The 18,001-nt window shown below is 70.0% G+C and carries 17 protein-coding genes; 3 read left to right on the top strand and 14 right to left on the bottom strand.

Annotation, left to right across the window (positions count from 1 at the left end; all coding sequences use genetic code 11):
* Positions 1 to 18 precede the first annotated feature (18 nt).
* The 13 genes from C9I47_RS06990 to C9I47_RS06930 form a co-directional block, all read right to left on the bottom strand.
* A complete protein-coding gene (locus C9I47_RS06990; protein ID WP_111266100.1) occupies positions 19 to 1,005 on the bottom strand; it encodes a DNA polymerase III subunit delta' in 987 nt (328 codons plus the stop codon).
* On the bottom strand, positions 1,002 to 1,640 hold the full coding sequence (gene tmk / locus C9I47_RS06985; protein WP_111266099.1) for a dTMP kinase: 639 nt from the start codon (positions 1,638 to 1,640) through the stop codon (positions 1,002 to 1,004). The genes C9I47_RS06990 and tmk overlap by 4 nt, the downstream gene beginning before the upstream one ends.
* The gene (mltG, locus tag C9I47_RS06980; protein WP_111266098.1) at positions 1,637 to 2,734 is read right to left on the bottom strand and encodes an endolytic transglycosylase MltG; all 1,098 of its coding nucleotides are present in this window, start codon (positions 2,732 to 2,734) and stop codon (positions 1,637 to 1,639) included. Before mltG ends, tmk begins: the two co-directional genes overlap by 4 nt.
* Positions 2,731 to 3,567: an aminodeoxychorismate lyase gene (gene pabC, locus C9I47_RS06975; RefSeq protein ID WP_111266097.1), complete on the bottom strand. Its 837-nt coding sequence runs from the start codon at positions 3,565 to 3,567 to the stop codon at positions 2,731 to 2,733. The genes mltG and pabC overlap by 4 nt, the downstream gene beginning before the upstream one ends.
* A 107-nt stretch (positions 3,568 to 3,674) precedes the next feature.
* Positions 3,675 to 5,021, bottom strand: coding sequence for an aminodeoxychorismate synthase component I (locus tag C9I47_RS06970; RefSeq protein WP_111266096.1), 1,347 nt, complete (start codon positions 5,019 to 5,021; stop codon positions 3,675 to 3,677).
* A gap of 118 nt (positions 5,022 to 5,139) precedes the next feature.
* On the bottom strand, positions 5,140 to 6,378 hold the full coding sequence (gene fabF, locus C9I47_RS06965; protein WP_111266095.1) for a beta-ketoacyl-ACP synthase II: 1,239 nt from the start codon (positions 6,376 to 6,378) through the stop codon (positions 5,140 to 5,142).
* A 298-nt stretch (positions 6,379 to 6,676) separates the two neighbouring features.
* Positions 6,677 to 6,916, bottom strand: a complete 240-nt coding sequence (gene acpP / locus C9I47_RS06960; protein ID WP_036135371.1) for an acyl carrier protein — start codon at positions 6,914 to 6,916, stop codon at positions 6,677 to 6,679.
* A gap of 116 nt (positions 6,917 to 7,032) precedes the next feature.
* Positions 7,033 to 7,779: a 3-oxoacyl-ACP reductase FabG gene (fabG, locus tag C9I47_RS06955; protein ID WP_111266094.1), complete on the bottom strand. Its 747-nt coding sequence runs from the start codon at positions 7,777 to 7,779 to the stop codon at positions 7,033 to 7,035.
* 135 nt (positions 7,780 to 7,914) lie between these two features.
* Complete coding sequence (gene fabD, locus C9I47_RS06950; protein ID WP_111268011.1) at positions 7,915 to 8,874, bottom strand: ACP S-malonyltransferase; 960 nt, start codon at positions 8,872 to 8,874, stop codon at positions 7,915 to 7,917.
* Positions 8,875 to 9,155: 281 nt separating this feature from the next.
* Positions 9,156 to 11,027, bottom strand: a complete 1,872-nt coding sequence (locus C9I47_RS06945) for a S8 family serine peptidase (RefSeq protein ID WP_223250312.1) — start codon at positions 11,025 to 11,027, stop codon at positions 9,156 to 9,158.
* Between the two features lie 752 nt (positions 11,028 to 11,779).
* Complete coding sequence (locus C9I47_RS06940; protein ID WP_111266093.1) at positions 11,780 to 12,799, bottom strand: beta-ketoacyl-ACP synthase III; 1,020 nt, start codon at positions 12,797 to 12,799, stop codon at positions 11,780 to 11,782.
* 246 nt (positions 12,800 to 13,045) lie between these two features.
* Positions 13,046 to 13,240, bottom strand: a complete 195-nt coding sequence (rpmF, locus tag C9I47_RS06935) for a 50S ribosomal protein L32 (protein WP_111266092.1) — start codon at positions 13,238 to 13,240, stop codon at positions 13,046 to 13,048.
* Between the two features lie 88 nt (positions 13,241 to 13,328).
* Entirely contained in the window at positions 13,329 to 13,853 is a 525-nt protein-coding gene (locus C9I47_RS06930; RefSeq protein ID WP_111266091.1) for a YceD family protein, read from the bottom strand.
* A 143-nt stretch (positions 13,854 to 13,996) separates the two neighbouring features.
* On the opposite strand from C9I47_RS06930, the gene C9I47_RS06925 reads away from it, so the two are divergent.
* The gene (locus tag C9I47_RS06925) at positions 13,997 to 14,356 is read left to right on the top strand and encodes a hypothetical protein (protein ID WP_111266090.1); all 360 of its coding nucleotides are present in this window, start codon (positions 13,997 to 13,999) and stop codon (positions 14,354 to 14,356) included.
* 8 nt (positions 14,357 to 14,364) lie between these two features.
* Positions 14,365 to 14,943, top strand: a complete 579-nt coding sequence (locus tag C9I47_RS06920) for a Maf family protein (RefSeq protein WP_111266089.1) — start codon at positions 14,365 to 14,367, stop codon at positions 14,941 to 14,943.
* 12 nt (positions 14,944 to 14,955) lie between these two features.
* Here the strand turns inward: C9I47_RS06920 and C9I47_RS06915 are convergent, their stop codons facing one another.
* Positions 14,956 to 16,860: an ArnT family glycosyltransferase gene (locus C9I47_RS06915; protein WP_111266088.1), complete on the bottom strand. Its 1,905-nt coding sequence runs from the start codon at positions 16,858 to 16,860 to the stop codon at positions 14,956 to 14,958.
* 98 nt (positions 16,861 to 16,958) lie between these two features.
* On the opposite strand from C9I47_RS06915, the gene C9I47_RS06910 reads away from it, so the two are divergent.
* Positions 16,959 to 17,912, top strand: coding sequence for an AAA family ATPase (locus C9I47_RS06910; RefSeq protein WP_170288185.1), 954 nt, complete (start codon positions 16,959 to 16,961; stop codon positions 17,910 to 17,912).
* Positions 17,913 to 18,001: the final 89 nt, after the last annotated feature.

Genomic DNA, 18,001 nt, shown 5'->3' with positions numbered 1-18,001 from the left:
GCCATCCAGCTGCCGTCGCTAGCCTCGACGGCTGCCGCCCGCGGCCCCCGCGCCCAGGCGATTCGCGGCCCGCCACGCCAGCAGCAGCTCCACCACCGCGAGGTCGGCGCGCACGGTGGTGCACAGCAGGTCACGGGTGCGGTTGGCCTTGTCGAACCAGGTCGCCAGACTGCGCGTCCGCACCGGGTCGGTCAAGCGCGACGCCTCGAAAACGGCCAGGTCGGCGGCATGGCGCAGGCGCAGCGCCGCGTCCTCGTCGCCGGTCCAGCGCTGCGCGGTCTCCAGCGGCGAGGCCTGGCCCCGTTCGAGCCGCTGCAGGTCCTCGGCGACCTCGCGGCGCAGATCCAGCCCATTGCCCTCCAACCACTGGTGGGCGAGCCCCGGATGACCGCGCGCGGCCTCCAGCGCATCGCTCGCATCGGCCTCGTCGTGCCCCTGCGTCCGCAACCAGGCCAGTGCCTCGTCGTAGGGCGGCAGACGAAACTCGACCCGCTGGCAACGGCTGCGGATGGTCGCCGGCAGCCGGGCCGGCTGCGCACTGACCAGCCACAGATAGCGCCCCGGCACCGGCTCCTCCAGGGTCTTGAGCAGGGCGTTGCCGGCCGCGGTGTTGATCGCGTCGGCCGGGTCGAGGATCGCGATCTGGGCGCCGCCGTACTGCGGCGTCAACGCCAGTTGCGCGGACAACTCGCGGATCTGGTCGATCACGATCTCGGTGCGTAATTTGCTGCCGTCGCGGGTCGGGATGAACGACACGTTGCGGAAGTCGGGATGCGAACCGGCCGCGAGCAGCAGGCAGCCGCGGCATTCGCCGCAAGGCTCGCCGCCGTCGGCCCGCCCGCTGCACAGCAGGCGCCGGGCCAGGTACTCGGCCACCGCATGCTTGCCGAGCAGGGCCGGACCGCAGAACAGCAGGCCGTGGCCGAGGCGGCCCGCGTCCAGTGCGGCAACGGTGCGTTCGCATGCCCGTGCCTGCCACGGGGCGAAGTCCGCGCGCGCGATCATGCCGCCGCCTCGATCTGCCGCTGCAGGTGCCGCAGCGCCTCGGCGGCGACCTCGGCCGGCGGCCGGCTCGCGTCGACGACACGGAAACGCTCGGGGATGGCGGCAGCGCGGGCGCGATAGCCGGCGCGGACGCGCTCGAAGAAGACCTCCTGCTCGGATTCGATGCGGTCGGCGCCACCGCGTCGGCGTGCGCGCTCCAGACCGACCGTCACCGGCACGTCGAGCAACAGCGTCAGCCCCGGCTCGATGCCGACGACCCGCCGCTCGAGCTCGGCGATGAAGTCGATGTCGCCACCGCGCGCGGCGCCCTGGTAGGCGTAGCTGGCATCGGTGAAGCGATCGCTGACCACCCAGGCGCCGCGCTGCAGGGCCGGCAGCACGACCTCGCGGACGTGCTGGGCACGGGCGGCGAACACCAGCAGCAATTCGGTCTCCGGCGCCGGCGGCTCGTGGCGCGGATCCAGCAACAACTCGCGGATCTGCTCGGCCAGTGGCGTGCCACCGGGCTCGCGGGTCGCCACCACCTCGGCGCCGCTCGCCCGCAGGTGCGCGACCAGGGCGTCGAGCACGGTCGACTTGCCGGCGCCCTCGCCGCCTTCCAGGCTCACCAGACGCGGACAGGCACGCAGGCTCATGGCGCGTCCGGCCCGGTGCCGGTCGCCTGCGCGGCCGTCGCGGCGCGCTCGGCCGCGCGTGCCTGACGGTAGCGCTGCAGGTAGCGTGCGACCGCGGCATTGTGCTCGGCGAGCGTGCGCGAGAACGCATGCCGGCCACTGCCGTCGCCAAGGGCGACGAAGTACAGTGCGTCGCCGTCGTCGGGACGGGCCACCGCCTGCAGAGCATCGACACCGGGCATCGCGATCGGCGTCGGCGGCAGGCCGGCCCGGGTGTAGGTGTTGTACGGCGTATCGGTTTCCAGGTCGCGGCGACGGATGTTGCCGTCGTAGGCTGCGCCCAGGCCATAGATCACGGTCGGATCGGTCTGCAGCTTCATCCCGATCTTCAGCCGCCGCTCGAACACCCCGGCGATCCGTGCGCGCTCCTCGGCGATGCCGGTTTCCTTCTCGACGATCGAGGCCAGGGTCAGCATCTGGTCCGGCGTCTCGAGCACGCTGTCGGGATTGCGCGCGACCCAGGCCTCGTCCAGTGCCCGGCCCATCGCCGCATGGGCGCGCCGCAGCAGGTCCAGATCGCTGTCGCCGCGGGTGTAGTGGTAGGTCTCCGGCAGGAACCGCCCTTCCGGGTGCTGGCCGGCCTGGCCCAGCGCGGCCATCAATGCCGCATCGTCGAGCCCGGCGATCTCCTGCTCCAGCGGTTCGGCCCTGGCCAGCGCGGCGCGCAGCTCGCGGATGTTGCGTCCGGGCAGGATCGTGAACGCGTAACGCACGACCCGGCCGTCCCGCATCGCCAACAACACGTCGCGCGGGCTCATGCCCGGGCTCAGCGCGTACTCGCCGACCTGCAGACGGCCGGCCGCGCCCAGCTCGCGGGCCAGCACCCGCCACTCGGCCTGATGCCCTTCGCTCACCCCCAGCCCGCGCAGTTTGCGCAGCACCGTCGGCAGCGAATCGCCACGTTCGACGAGCAGCTGCGAATCGGGCCGCAGACTGGACAGCGGGCGATCGGCGAAGCCCTGGTAGCGTTGCCAGGCCCAGAAACCGGCGGCCGCGGCGACCGCGACCAGCAGCAGGACGACCGCACCCAGGCGGCGCAGGACTTTGCGACTCACAGGTTCTCCATCACGAAAGCGGGATGTGCAGCGGCGAGCCGCGCCTGCAGCGCGGCCACCTCCCGGTACTCAGGCGCGGGCAATGTCCATTGCCGTGCCCCGAGTCGGACCACCGGCAGGATACCGCGCACGGCGTTGCACAGGAAAACCGCGTCCGCGGTTTCGACATCGGTCACATCCAGGCGCGTCTCCAGCGCATCGAGCGCACCCAGCAGCCAGCCACGACAGATGCCGGCCACACCGCAGCGATCGACCGCCGGCGTCCGCCACCGCCCCTCGCGCAGCACGAACAGATTGGCGGCGGTGGCGCAGACCGCGTCGCCCTCGGTGCTGCGCATCAGGCCCTCGTGGATCCGCGGATCGTCCCACTCCGCACGCGCCAGCACCTGCTCGAGCCGGTTGCAGTGCTTGAGCCCGGCCAGGCGCGGCTGCAACGCCAGCCGGGTCTCGCACCAGCGCACGGCCAGCCCCTGGGCCGGGGCCCGGGGCGGCAACGGATGCCGCGACAGCATCACGGTCGGCTCGGCCGGCACCGGCGGCGCGTAACCGCGCCCACCGACACCGCGTGTGAGCAGCAGCTTGAGCACGCCGTCGTCGCCGGCGAGCAGTGCCCGCGCCTCGCCAAGGAGCATGGCCGGGTCCGGCAGCGGCAGGTCCAGACGCGCCGCCGCCAGCGTCAGCCGCGCCCAGTGCGCATCCCACCACGGCAGCTCGCCGCGATGCGCACGCATGGTCTCGAACAGGCCGTCGCCGTAGGCCAGGCCGCGATCGGCCGGATCGACCGTCGCGATCCTGCGATTCCCCTGGAAAATGACCGAAACGCTGGCGTTCATCGTCCCTCATCCGGGCCCGGGCGGCCGATGACGGCCCTTCATGGCGATGTTATATCGACGCCGGGCCTGCCGGCCCGGACCTTCATGCGGCGCGTCTTTCCGCCGGTTCAGCCCAGCGCGCGCAGGGTGCCGCGGGCCTTGGCCCGGCTCTCCTCCAGCTCGCGCTGCGGATCGGAATCGGCGACGATGCCGGCGCCGGTGCGGAACCGCAGCATCGCACCGTCGACCTCGGCACTGCGGATCAGGATATTCAGGTCCAGATCGCCGTCGCGGTTCAGCCAGCCCATCGCACCGGTATAGGCGCCGCGCCCCACGCCCTCGAGCTCGGCGATGATCTGCATGCAGCGGACCTTGGGACAGCCGGTGATCGTGCCGCCGGGAAACACCGCGCGGATCACCTCGCCCGGCGTCGCGTCGTCGCGCAGGCGGCCGCGCACATTGCTGACGATGTGGTGCACGTGGGCATAGCTCTCCACGGTCATCAGCTCGTCGACCTCGACACTGCCCGGCGCGCATACGCGCCCCAGATCGTTGCGCTCCAGGTCGATCAGCATCACGTGCTCGGCGCGTTCCTTCGGGTGTCCGACCAGTTCGCGGATGCGCTCGACATCGTCCTCGCCGGCAGCGCGCGGCCGGGTGCCGGCGATCGGCCGGGTCTCGACCACATCGCCGCGCACCGACACCAGCCGCTCCGGCGAAGCGCTGACCACACTGCCCCGGCCAGTCGCGAACACGCCCGCGAACGGTGCGGGATTGTGTTCGCGCAACCGCTGGAACAGCGCCGCCGGATCGACCGCCGCATCGAAATGCGCATGCCAGGCGCGCGACAGGTTGACCTGGAACACGTCGCCGGCGCGCAGATACTCCAGCACCCGGGCGATACCGTCGAGATAGCGCTGCGGCGGTTCCTCCTCGATCCGGCTCGGAGCGCGCCAGGGCGGCAGCGCGGCCAGTCGCGCGGCCTGGCCGCAGTCGGCGTGGATGCTCTCGAGCAGGTCGTCATGACCGGGCTCGGCGATCGCCACGCATTCGCCGCTGACGTGGTCGCGCAGGACCGCGGCCGGACAGCGCAGCGCCATCGCCACCGGCATCCGTCCCGGCGCCGGCGGCAGTGCCAGCACCGGTTCGACCTGGGCGGCCAGCTCGTAGCCCAGCAACAGGGCCCAACCACCGCGGAACGGCCAGCGCGGCTCGTCGCGCGGGCTGCGTTCGGCCGCCCATACCCGGTCCAGCGCCTGCAGGAAGTCGCGTCCGAAACCGCGGCCTTCGCGGTCGCGGGTGATGCCGTCGGCGTCCAGCCGCAGTCCTTCGCCGCGCCCGACCAGCAACATGTCCCAGCGTCCCTGGGCGGTACCGTGGGCGCTGGATTCCAGCAGCAGCGGATAACGGGCCGGATCGGTCCGGTGCAGCGCCAACAGGTCGAGGTCGGCGGGAAGCTGGCGGGTCAGGAGCATCCGGACATTGTCCGCTATTCCGGACGCTTCCGGCGGCACCGCCCGGTCGCCGCAGCGGGCCACGGAAACGACGATCCCCGCCGCGGCGGGGATCGTTGCGGCACATCGATGGCCGGACTCAGGCGCGCTTGAACACCAGGGTGCCGTTGGTGCCGCCGAATCCGAAGCCATTGGAGACGGTCACGTCGACCTTCGCCTCGCGCGCGGTGTTGGGCACGTAGTCGAGGTCGCAGCCCTCGCCCGCCTCGTCGAGGTTGACGGTCGGCGGGATGATGCCGTGGTGCAGCGCCAGCACCGAGAAGATCGCCTCGGCGCCGCCCGCGGCACCGAGCAGGTGGCCGGTCATCGACTTGGTCGAACTGACCATGGTCTTGTAGGCGTGATCGCCGAGCGCGCGCTTGATCGCCAGGGTCTCGGCGAGGTCGCCCAGCGGCGTCGAGGTGCCGTGCGCATTGAGGTAGCCGACCTGATCGGCACTGATGCCCGCGTCCTTGAACGCCGCCGCCATGCAGCGCGCCGGGCCCTCGCCGTTCTCGCTCGGCGCGGTCATGTGGAAGGCATCGGAGCTGGCGCCGAAACCGGCCAGCTCGCAGTAGATGCGCGCGCCGCGGGCCTTGGCGTGCTCGTACTCCTCCAGCACCAGGATGCCGGCGCCGTCGCCGAGCACGAAGCCGTCGCGCTCCTTGTCCCACGGCCGCGAAGCGCGGGTCGGATCGTCGTTGCGGGTCGACATCGCCTTCATCGAACAGAAGCCGCCGACCGAGGTCGGCGAGGAGCCGCGCTCGGCGCCGCCGGCCACCATCACGTCGGCGTCGCCGTACTGGATCATGCGCATCGCCATGCCGATCGAATGGTTCGACGTGGCGCAGGCCGAGACCGCCGAGAAGTTCGGCCCCTTGATGCCGGTCAGCAGGGAAACCTGGCCCGGCAGCATGTTGATGATCGTGCTGGGCACGTAGAACGGGGAGATCTTGCGCGGACCGCCCTCGTGATATTTGACGGTCTGCTCCTCGATGCCGAGGATGCCGCCGATCCCGGAGCCGATCAGCGCGCCGATGCGCTCTGCATTGGAGTCGTCGACCACCAGACCGGCATCCTCCATCGCCATCAGCGAGGCGGCGACGCCGTAATGGATGAAGGAGTCCATCTTCTTCGCGTCCTTGACGCCGACCCAGCGGGTCACGTCGAAGTCGCGCACCTCGCCGGCGATGCGGGTGGTGAAACCCGAGGCGTCGAAGTGACTGATCGGGCCGATGCCCGAGCGGCCGTTGACGATGCCGTCCCAGCTGCTGGCCACATCGTTGCCCAACGGGGACACGAGGCCGAGTCCGGTAACCACTACGCGACGTTTCGACATTGATGACTCCGAATGCGGGGCATTGCCGGGTACGGCCGGCCAGCCACCGGAAAACTGTTGGAATGGGCCGGCGGAAGCTGCGCCGGGCGCCCGGATGGTCGGCGATCCGCGTTACAGGAAAGCCTTCGGGAAAGCCCGTCCGGCTCCGGCACGGCCGCGGCGTTTGCGCCGGGCGCGGGGGCGCATCGCCTCCCGGAACAACACGGGGCCGCAATGCGGCCCCGGGGTGGCGCGCGGTCGCGCCCGCGTTGTCGCCGGGTCGCAACCGCCCTGGCGGGGCCTGCCCGCCAGGTCTGGATCAGGCCTTGACGTGCGCCTTGACGTAGTCGATGGCCTGCTGCACCGAGGTGATCTTCTCGGCCTCTTCGTCCGGAATCTCGCACTCGAACTCTTCTTCGAGGGCCATCACCAGCTCGACGGTGTCGAGCGAGTCCGCGCCGAGGTCGTCGACGAACGAAGCGTTGTTGGTGACTTCCTCTTCCTTAACGCCGAGTTGTTCGACGACGATCTTCTTGACGCGCTCTTCGATGCTGCTCATGGGTTCTCACTCCTCCCGGACGGGATGTTCGACGGAATAGTCTAATGGAATCGGGGCTCGGGTGCGCCCCCTGGAAAATACTTTGCAATCAGCCGCTTATATGTGAGACCCGGGTCTCAGGGCATGTACATGCCGCCGTTGACATGAAGGGTCTCGCCGGTGATGTAGGCCGCCGACGGGCCGGCCAGGAACGCGACCGCGCGGGCGATGTCGGCCGGCTCGCCGAAACGGCCCAGCGCGATCTGCCCGAGCATCGCGCCCTTCGCGTCTTCCGGCAGGGCGCGGGTCATGTCGGTGTCGATGAAGCCCGGCGCGACCACGTTGACGGTGACCCCGCGCGAACCGATCTCCTTCGCCAGCGACTTGCTGAAGGCGATGATGCCGGCCTTGGCCGCGGCGTAGTTGGCCTGGCCGGCGTTGCCGGTCACCCCGATCACCGAGGCGATATTGATGATGCGGCCGCGGCGCGCCTTCATCATCGAACGCATCACCGCCTTGCTGGTGCGATAGACGCTGGACAGGTTGGTGTCGAGGATCGCCTGCCAGTCCTCGTCCTTCATCCGCATCAGCAGATTGTCGCGGGTGATGCCGGCATTGTTGACCAGGATCGAGACCGGGCCGATCTCCTTGCCGATGCCGTCGATCAGCGCGTCGATCGACGCCGCATCGGCGACGTCGACGACACGGCCGTGGCCGCCGTGCGCGGACAGCCGCGCGGCGATCGCCTGGGCACCGGCTTCGGAGGTCGCGGTGCCGATGACGGTCGCGCCCTGGGCTGCGAGTTCGTCGGCGATCGCGGCGCCGATGCCTCGGCTGGCGCCGGTGACCAGGGCGATCTCGCCGGCAAGGGGTGCGTTGCTCATCTCAATCCTCTCAATGGGGTTCGGACAGACACGAAGGGTTCGGACAGGCACGGATCGCACCGATGATACCGATGGCGTGCGCCATCGCGAATCCGTGCGGAGTGTGTCCTGCGTTGCAGAAGCGCCGTGTCTCGATCAGCGCCAGTCTTCGGTCGCCTTGGCGAAGTCCGCCGGGGCGCCGATCGCACGCGCGTCCAGCGCCTTGTCGATGCGCTTGGCCAGGCCGGCAAGCACCTTGCCCGGACCGCACTCGGCGATCCGGGTCGCCCCGGACGCGGCCAGCGCCTGCACGCAACCGGTCCATCGCACCGGCAGATACAGTTGCCGGACCAGGGCGTCGCGGATCGCGTCGACACCGTCATGAATCCGCGCGTCGACGTTCTGCACCACCGGCAGCGTCGGCACCGACCAGGCGAGTTCGTCCATCGCGACCGCGAGCCGGTCGGCGGCATCGCGCATCAACGGCGTGTGCGAGGGCACGCTGACGGCCAACTTGACCGCCTTGCGCACGCCGCGCTCGGCGAGTCGCACCAGGGCCGAATCGACCGCGGCCGCATGTCCGCCGATCACGACCTGGCCGGGCGAATTGAAATTGGCCGGCACCACCACCGCGGCATCGCTCGACACCGCCGCGCAGACCTCCTCGACCAGCGCGTCCTCGGCACCGAGAACCGCCGCCATCGCACCGGTACCCGCCGGAGCGGCGGCCTGCATCAGTTGTCCGCGCAGCCGCACCAGGCGCGCGGCGTCGACCAGCGACAGCGCATCGGCCGCGACCAGGGCGCTGTACTCGCCCAGGCTGTGGCCGGCCAGGCGTGCCGGACGCGCGCCACCGCGCGCATTCCACAGACGCCACACCGCGACCCCGGCCGCCAACAGGGCCGGCTGGGTGAACTCGGTGCGGTTGAGCTCGTCCTCCGGCCCCTGCTGGCTCAATGCCCACAGGTCGACGCCGGCACCCTCGCTGGCCTCGGCGAAGGTCTCCTCGATGCCCGGGGCCTCGGCGGCCAGCTCGGCGAGCATGCCAAGCGACTGCGAACCCTGCCCGGGAAACACGAACGCCAGCGAAGGATCGGAAGCGGCTGCGGTGGTCATGGTTTCGGTCACGCACGAACCCTGTGAAGCGGGGCGTGCATGATACGGGCGAAAGCCCCGTGGCGTCTGTACCCCTGCGTACTGTTGCAGCCCTTGGCGTATGGTCGAAACGGCGATAGTCGGGCGAGATCATCGTGACCGGACGCGGTCCGACCGGACTCGTGGCGTCCGCATGCCGTGCGGCGATCGAAAAAAGTGCCCCGGCGCGCAAGGCACCGGGGCACAGGGACGGCACACCACCCGACCGCAACGGCCGGGCGATCAGTTCATGGACAGGACGATCAGAAGGTCAGGCTCCACTCGTTGATGTAACCGATGTCGCCGCCCGCCCTGTCGCGGACACGAAGCTTCCAGGTGCCGTTCAGGGTCTCCGACGACAGGTTCAGGGTCGCGCTGCCGATGATGTTGTCGGCCGAGCCGCCGGAGTAGTTCGCCAGCAGATAGGTCGAACCGTCGGGCGCGACCAGGTCGACCCGCAGGTCGCCGCGATAGGTGTGGCGGATATCCACCGCGATGACCGCATCGGTCGGGGCGTTGCCGCTGCGACCGCTGACGCTGATCGGGCTCTCGACCGTGGTGTAGTCGCGGATCTGATAGTCGCCGGTGTTGCTGTAGGTCTGGGGACCGGCCGGCGGATCGACCGGATCGGGATCGGGGTCCGGCACGTTGCCGCCAGCGGCCGCCGCGACCGCCGCCGCGGCATCGATCAGGCCCGGACCGCAACCGCCGGGGCACTTCGCCGCGGAGATCGGGCGGGCGGTATCGGCCAGGATCTGGCGCACCTGGTCGGGTGTCTTCGGCGTGGCGGCCGCGGCCTGCATCAGGGCGACGACGCCGGCCACGTGCGGGCTCGCCATCGAAGTGCCCTGATAGAAGTCGTAGCCGTTGCCCTCCACGGTCGACAACACGCCTTGGCTCTTGTGGCTGCGCGTGCACTTGCCACTGGGCGACTCGCCCAGCGCCAGGAACTCGGAGTTCGGCGAGCAGGTCTCGCCACCGGGGGCGGTGATGTCGATGCTCGCGCCATAGCTGGAATACCAGGCACGATTGCCGCTGATGTCGCTGGCGGCCACCGAGATCACGTTGGCGCAGCTTGCGGGGGTGGCGCCGGAGACGTCGATGTTGCTGTTGCCGGCCGCGGCGACCACGACGCTGCCCCGGGCGATCGCGGCATTCACCGCGTCCTGGTAGGCCGGGGTGTCCGAACAGGGACGATCACCGCCCAGGGACAGGTTGATGACCTCGGCCGGATTGGCGTTTGCCGGCAATCCGGCGACGTTGCCGCCCGACGCCCAGACGATGCCGTCGGCGATGTCGGCGGTGTCGCCCAGTCCGTCATTGCCCAGCACGCGCACCGGAACGACCTTCGCCCGATAGGCGACGCCGGCGACGCCGGAACCGTTGTTGGTCACCGCCGCGACCGTGCCCGCGACATGGGTACCGTGCACGATATCGGACGAGTCGGTCGCATCCGCATCGCGACCGTCGCCATCGCCGGAGCCGCCGCAACCGGCCGAGGCGCCGATCGAGGCGCACTGGAACGCGCTGTAGCCGTTCACGCTGGTGATCATGTCGTAGCCCGGCAGGATGTTCGCGTCCAGATCCGGGTGCGCAAGGATGCCCGAATCGACCACCGCGACCACCACGCCATCGCCCTGGGACTGGTCCCAGGCGGTCGGCAGACGCGCGCCGACGGCGCTGTTGGCGTAGTGCCACTGCTCGGCGTATCGGGTGTCGTTCGGGGTCGCCAGCGCACGCATCAGGTAGTTCGGCTGCACGTACTCGACATTCGGGTCCTGGGCGATCTGGCGCATCAACGCCTCGGCCTCGACCCGGTCCAGCTTGCGGTTGGCACGCACCAGGTCGGCGCCGGTCGCCAGCTTGCGGCCGTGGGCAAACGCCAGCGCCTGCCCCTTGGCGCTGCGGATCGCGCCCAGGCCACGCCCGTTCTGGTTGAAGGCGCGCATCAACGCGCCGCTGTCGTTGCGCTCGGCCGATCCGTTGCGGTACTTGACGATAAACGAGTCGTACCCGCCCGTATCGTCCATCGACGCGGTAACGCCCTGCGCCGAAGCGGTCCCGGCGAACAAGGCCACGGCGGTCGCGGCCGCCAGCAGGGTCTTCCTGCCGTTTCCAACACGAAATGCATTCATCTGGCTAAAGCTCCTTAGGATGGAAGTCGATCTTCGAAGTGCTTCAATATCCGGCCCGGCAATCGCACGGCCCCGCCAGGGGCTCGACAACAGCAATCCCGGAGGCCGGAACCGCCCTCGCCTCTTCTGCCTGCTTCTCTCGCTCCCCGTCGGCGCCCCCAGTGCCAGCGGGCGCCTGCTCTTGCCGGAGGCAAGGCACGACATCGCGGTGTCATGTTCCCGACACGTCTCGGATCGATTCTTGGACCGAGGAACGCCCGCTGGCGTCCGACAGCGATCGTTGGCCGTGTGAATTCAGAGCACCTGCTCCATCGTGCGTCCGACGGTATAGATCGCAGCGATCACGCCAGCATCTTCGCCGGCATCATTTCTGCGTCTTGAAAGCATCTCGATCGGATCAAGAGATCGCGTTCGCCATGCGATCCACATCCATTCCGTGAACTGACGCACACGGATGGTGCCCGCGCGCCGGATGTTGACGAGCCTTCACCTGTTGGAATCAGGCGATGCAGGATTCGCGGATCCACGGCGCGATACGCGCGTGAACGGGGCCACCTCCGGAGCGGGGTGACGGCTGTCGACTGCCCTGGCGCCACGCTCGGACATGCGCCGCGACGACGGGTAACAGGGCCGGGAGCCGCCGCCACCGTGGAACGGACGTGGGCGCCCGGCCCGATATCGCAGGACCCAAAGAAAACGCCCCGCACAGGCGGGGCGTTCGGATTGCGACGCGCGGACGGGCGCGGCCCGGGTCAGTAGCGCAGCAGCGCCGAACCCCAGGTGAAACCGCCGCCGAAGGCCTCCAGCAACACCAGCTGGCCGCGCTGGACCCGGCCGGAGCGCACCGCCTCGTCCAGCGCCAGCGGCACCGAACCCGAGGAAGTGTTGCCGTGCCTGTCGACGGTCACCACCACCCGCTCCATCGGCATGTCCAGGCGCTTGGCGGTGGCCTCGATGATGCGCAGGTTGGCCTGATGCGGGATCAGCCAGTCGATGTCGTGACGGTCCAGGCCGTTGGCCTCCAGCGCCTCCTCGACCACCGAGTCGAGCGCCTTGACCGCATGCTTGAAGACCTCGTTGCCGGTCATCAGCACCTTGACGCCGGCATTGTGCTCGCCGGGCTTGAAGCCCACCGAAACGCCGACCGGGTTCCACAGCAGCTCCTTCTTGCCGCCATCGGCATGCATGTGGGTGCTGAGGATGCCGGTCTCGCTGTCGGCCTTGAGCACGACCGCGCCGGCACCGTCGCCGAACAGCACGCAGGTCGAACGGTCGTCCCAGTCGAGCATGCGGGTCAGGGTCTCGGCACCGACCACCAGCACGGTGCGGGCCGCGCCGGAGCGGATGAACTTGTCGGCGACGGTCAACGCGTAGACGAAGCCCGAGCAGGCGGCATTGACGTCGAAGGCCGGGCAGCCATTGGCGCCGAGGCGATGCTGCAGCAGGCAGGCGGTCGACGGGAAGATCAGGTCGGGCGTGGTGGTGCCGAGCACGATGAGGTCGAGCTCGGAGGCATCGACGCCGGCCGCCTCCAGCGCGCGGGTCGCGGCATGGAACGCCAGATCGCAGGTGGTCTCGCCCTCGGCGGCAACATGACGCTCGCGGATGCCGGTACGGGCGGCGATCCACTCGTCGCTGGTGTCGACGATCTTGGCCAGATCGTCGTTGGTCAGCACTTTCTCCGGCAGATAGCTGCCCGTGCCCGCAATGCGCGAGAAAATCCTTCCCGCCTGCGCATCCGCGCCCTGCTCCACCTGTTGCCGCTCACTCATCAAGCCACTCCCGGCCGGCATCACGCCCGGCGATTGCAATAGCCGCCAGCCTAGCTGGCAATGGACACGCTGATACTGGAGCCGCCTGGCAACCGGCGGGACCGGATCGCACGCGACGCCCGCGCAATGCGGTATCGGGCGGGACGGCTCCGCATCCGGCTGGAAACGGCGACCGCCTTCGCGGCATCGCGGCCGCAAAGGACGAAGCCGCCGCACCTTGGCCCGGCGCGGCGGCCTGCGAGGAGATTACTCCTCGTCGGCGACCCGGCTCTTGGTGTCGATCACCTTCTTGCCGCGGTAGTAGCCGTCGGCGGTGACGTGGTGACGCAGGTGGGTCTCGCCGGTGGTCGGATCGGTGGCCAGCTGCTTGCTGGTCAGCGAATCGTGCGAACGGCGCATGCCGCGCTTGGACGGGGAAACTTTCGACTTCTGGACAGCCATGGTCTTGCTCCGGAAAAACTAGGTCGTAAGAACTAGGTAGATGTTGACGAGTATGTCGGTTACAGCGGATGTCGTTTACAGCCGGACGTCACTTGGACTTCTTCAACGCCGACAACGCAGCGAACGGGTTGGCGCGCTCGACTTCGCCCTCGGGGGCCGGCCAGTCACGCTCCATCGCTTCCGTGCCGGGCATCGTCGGCACGACCGGGACGGCCAGGATCAATTCATCCTCGACCAGCCCGGCGCCCTGCAACATGCCGTCGGCGGGCATCAGCAGCGGTTCGTAGTCCGGCGGCAGCGCGGCCTCGTCCGCCTCGGAGCGGATCAGGCCGAGCCGCTGCACGATCTTTACCGGCAACAGGAAACGCTGCAGGCTGCGCTGGCAAAGCAGCGGCAGCTCGGCGTCGATACGCAGCTCGACATAAGGCACCTGCAACGCGTCCCTGTCGAAATCCAGCGAATACGAAACCTCGCCTTCGGTATCGACCAGACTGCCGGCCAGACGGGTCAGCGAGGACAGCGGCAGCCGACCCTCGACACCGCGCCGCGCGGACACCATGCGCCAGGCATCCAGCAACTCGGGCACCTGAACTCGTGGCACATCAGCGGACATAAGCCGCTGAATGTTAAGGATGCCCCACCCCTGTGTCAAACCCGTTCAGCGGCCGCCTTCAGCCGGCGGCCGGCCGGGTCGGCGATTTGCCCCGCCCCGGCGCTCACGGCAGACTTGGAGGCTCATCCGCGCCCGCAGTCGCCGTGATCCTGACCCTCATCCTGTTTGCCATCGCGGCGGCCGCCGTCGTCGCCCTGATCATGCTGGTCCGGCACCTGCGCCGGCGTCGTGCGGTCCGCGAGATCCTGGATGCCGCCGATGCGCTCGAAGACCGTCTCAGAATCGCCCGAGACGAGATCGAGGCGGTCGCCGGCGACCAGCCCGAGGACCCGGTCCAGGACGCGCTGCGCGAAATGCTGCGCCAGCGCCTGTGGCTGCGCGATCACGGCAATGCCGCCAGCCTCGACGATCTGCAGGAGGTGCGCAGCGGCATCGACAACGCCCGCGAGCGGATCGAGCGCCAGCTCGACCGGATCGAAGAAGCGCGCGCGCCGCAGACCTGAGCCGGCCGATGACCGCACCGCTGATCCTGGCCTCCACGTCGGTCTACCGCCGCGAGCTGCTGACGCGGCTGCGGCTGCCGTTCGAGACCGCGCGACCGCGGGTCGACGAGTCGCCGCATGCGAACGAGCCGCCGGATGCGCTGGCCGCCCGACTGGCGGCATCCAAGGCCGAAGCGGTGGCCGCGAGCCGCCCCGACGCCTGGGTGATCGGCTCCGACCAGGTCGCCGAGCTCGACGGCCGGCCGCTGGGCAAACCCGGCCACCGCGACGCCGCGATCGCGCAACTGTCGGCGATGTCGGGCCGATCGGTCCGTTTCCACACCAGCGTCTGCGTGACCCGTGCCGGCCATGCGCCGGCGCTGGCGACCGACCTGACCGAGGTCGTGTTGCGGCCGCTGCAGGACGAGGAGATCGCGCGCTACGTCGATGCCGAACAGCCCTACGACTGCACCGGCAGTTTCAAGTGCGAGGGACTGGGCATCTGCCTGTTCGAGGCGATCCGCACACACGACCCCACCGCCCTGGTCGGCCTGCCGCTGATCCGGACCGCGCGCCTGCTGCGCGCGGCCGGTTACCGCCTGCCCTGACGGCGCGACGCCTCAGGGCGCCACCATCACCGGCTGCTCCGACCAGTCCTCGACACTGCCGTCGCGACCGCGCAGGCGCAGGCCGATCCAGTGGCGTCCGGGCGTCAGGGTGCCGGTGTCGAGCTCGCCCCTGAATCCGACCCGCGGATGCTGCGGGTCGTTGGATATCCGCCAGTAGGCCGCGACCCCGGGGTCGTCCAGGCCGTACTCCAGCTCGCCGACCGGATGCCCGTCCACCATCAGTTCGACCGCGGCCAGGCCGACGCCCTCCTTGAAGGCCCAGCCGGTCACCTCGACCGTGCCGTCGATGCGCTGGCCGGTTTCCGGCGTCGTCATCCATGCCATTGCCGGCGCGACGCAGGTTGCCGAAGCCGGCTCGCGGCGGCTCGAAGCCTCGCCGTCGCCGGCCGCCTGCGCAGCGGTCGCGCCCGGCATGCGGAACAGCAGGAAGCGTTGCCGGCCATGATCGACGTTCAGCACCCGCGGCGGCGGCAGCGGGCCGACCATCGCGCACAGGGCGTGGTAGCGCTCCAGCAGTTCGCGATATCGGACCTCGCTGGCGGCGACCACCAGCAGGACCGGTCGCCCGTCCCAGTCCTCGCGTCCGGCGCTGGCCAGGCCCCACAGGCGAAGCTGCGGCGCGCGGCCGTGGAAATGGTTGAGCGGGTGGTCGAGCACCGGGATCTCGGCATCGCCCAGCGCGAACCCCAGCTCGGCGCCGACCTTGAAATTGTCCGCCACCAGCAGGGTGTCGGCCGGCATCGCCGCGCGCTCCTCGCGCACCGCGGCCGCCAGCGCGTCCCAGCCGGCGAAGTTGGACGGGTACCACTTCTCGGCCGCGGCCCGCGCACGCACGTCGGGCACCGACACCGCGACGTAGTAGCCCAGCACCGCGACCAGGCCGATGCCGGCGGTGCTCCACAACGCGATGCGACCCGGCCTGGGCCAGCGCAGGATCACCGCCGGCAGCAGCGGCAACAACGCCAGATATCCCGGCAACGGCCAATGGAAGCTGACCCGCTCGGTATCGGCGAAGAAACCCAGCACGAAGAAGCCGGCCACCACCAGCACCCCGAGCCAGGCGAAGTAGCGCGACTGCGTGCGCTCGGCCGACAACGCGCGCTTGCCGGCGATCGCCATGGCGGCGAACAGCAGCGGCGTCACCAGCAGCGCCTGGATCGCCAGGAACAGGATGCCGTCGACATGGAATGCCCATGGATGACGATCGACCAGTTGGAACCTCAGGCCGGCGTCGGCGTTGTCGAAGTTCCAGGCCACCAGCGGCATCCACGCCGCCGCGCCGAATGCGATCGCGGTCCACACCCGCACATCGCGCAGCACCCGCCGCCCGTCCGGCAGCAACAGCAGGGCCACGAACCCGACCCCGATCACGGCGATGAAGCGATAGTGGCTCAGGGCGCCGATCGCCAATCCGCCCGCGAGCTCCAGCACGGTGGCGGCATCGACCCGGCGCAACAGCTGCGCGCCTGCGTCCACGCACAGCAGGGTCGCGACCGCCATCGCCGCGTCCGGCAATGCCAGCAGTCCCAACGACCCCGACAACGGCAGCAACAACGCCAGGCTGCCGGCGAGCCAGCCCTCGCGCGCGCCGAACTCGCGCGCGGCGATCCTGACCGCCAGCCAGGGCACGCAGGCCGACAGCAACAGGAACGGCAGTCGCAGTGCCAGCGTGCTGTCGCCGGCCACCGCGACGCCGAGCCGGGTCAGCCAGGCGGTCAGTCCGGGCAGGTCCGAATAGGCCGGGGCCAGGTGCTGGCCTTCCTGCCAGTAGAACGCCTCGTCGACGAACAGCGGCAGCCGCATGGCGACCAGCAGCTTGAGCAGCATCACCGCGAAGAACAGTGCCAGGAATGCGAAACGCGTCCGCTCGACGCCGCGCGCGTCCAATTCGCGCATGCCCGGATCACGCATGCCACTCGACCTCGCTACACTCTGAAGGATTGGGGTCCGAGCAGCGACGCTGGGCCCGGTTCGAAATCGCAGAGGAGAAGCGAATGGCCTCGACCCCCGCAAGGGCCGTCATGCTAACCGATGACCTGCGCACGTCACTTGACCGTGCGATAACCCAGGTCAACACCCTGGTGCTGGGCAAACCGCTCGAAGTCCGTCTCGCCTTCGTCGCCCTGCTCTCCGACGGCCACCTGCTGATCGAGGATCTGCCCGGACTCGGCAAGACCACCCTCGCTCACGCGCTCGCCGCGACCCTCGGGCTGGAGTTCCAGCGCGTGCAGTTCACCTCCGACCTGCTGCCGGCCGACGTGGTCGGCGTGTCGGTGTTCGACGCCCAGGCGCGGCAGTTCGAGTTCCACCCGGGCCCGGTGTTCACCCAGGTGCTGCTCGCCGACGAAATCAACCGCGCGCCGCCGCGGACGCAGAGCGCCCTGCTCGAGGCCATGGCCGAGCATCAGGTCACCGTCGACGGCACCACCCACAGGTTGCAGGAACCGTTCTTCGTCATCGCCACCCAGAACCCGGTCGACCTGTCGGGCACCTACCCGCTGCCCGACTCGCAGCTGGACCGCTTCCTGCTGCGCCTGAGCCTGGGCTACCCGGACGACCAGACCGAGCGCGACCTGCTCGCCGGCGCCGACCGCCGTGTACTGATCGCGCGGACCCAGCCGCTGCTGGGCGGCGAAGAGGTGCTGGCGGCACGCGAGGCGGCGGCCTCGGTGCATGCCAGCGAAGCGCTGATCCAGTACGTGCAGGCCCTGCTCGCGCAGAGCCGCAAGCACCCGGGCGTGCGGGTCGGCCTGTCGCCACGGGCGGGACTGGCACTGCTGCGCGCCGCCCGCGCCCACGCCCTGTTGCTGGGTCGCCAGCATGTGCTGCCGGAAGACGTGCAGAACCTGTTCATTCCGGTCGCGGCGCACCGCCTGGTGGCCGACGCCGACGCCGGCAGCGACGCCACGCTGGCCAAGTCGATCCTGCACGCGGTACCGGTGGACTGATGCCGATGGCTGCGCCAACCGGCGCGCCCGCGACCGGCACGCCCGCCTCCCTGCCCGACCGCATCCGCATCCGCGCCAACCGCTGGCGG

The sequence above is a fragment of the Marilutibacter maris genome (assembly GCF_003233695.1).
Classification (GTDB): Bacteria; Pseudomonadota; Gammaproteobacteria; order Xanthomonadales; family Xanthomonadaceae; genus Marilutibacter; species Marilutibacter maris.
This window is presented reverse-complemented; position numbering and strand designations above follow the sequence as displayed.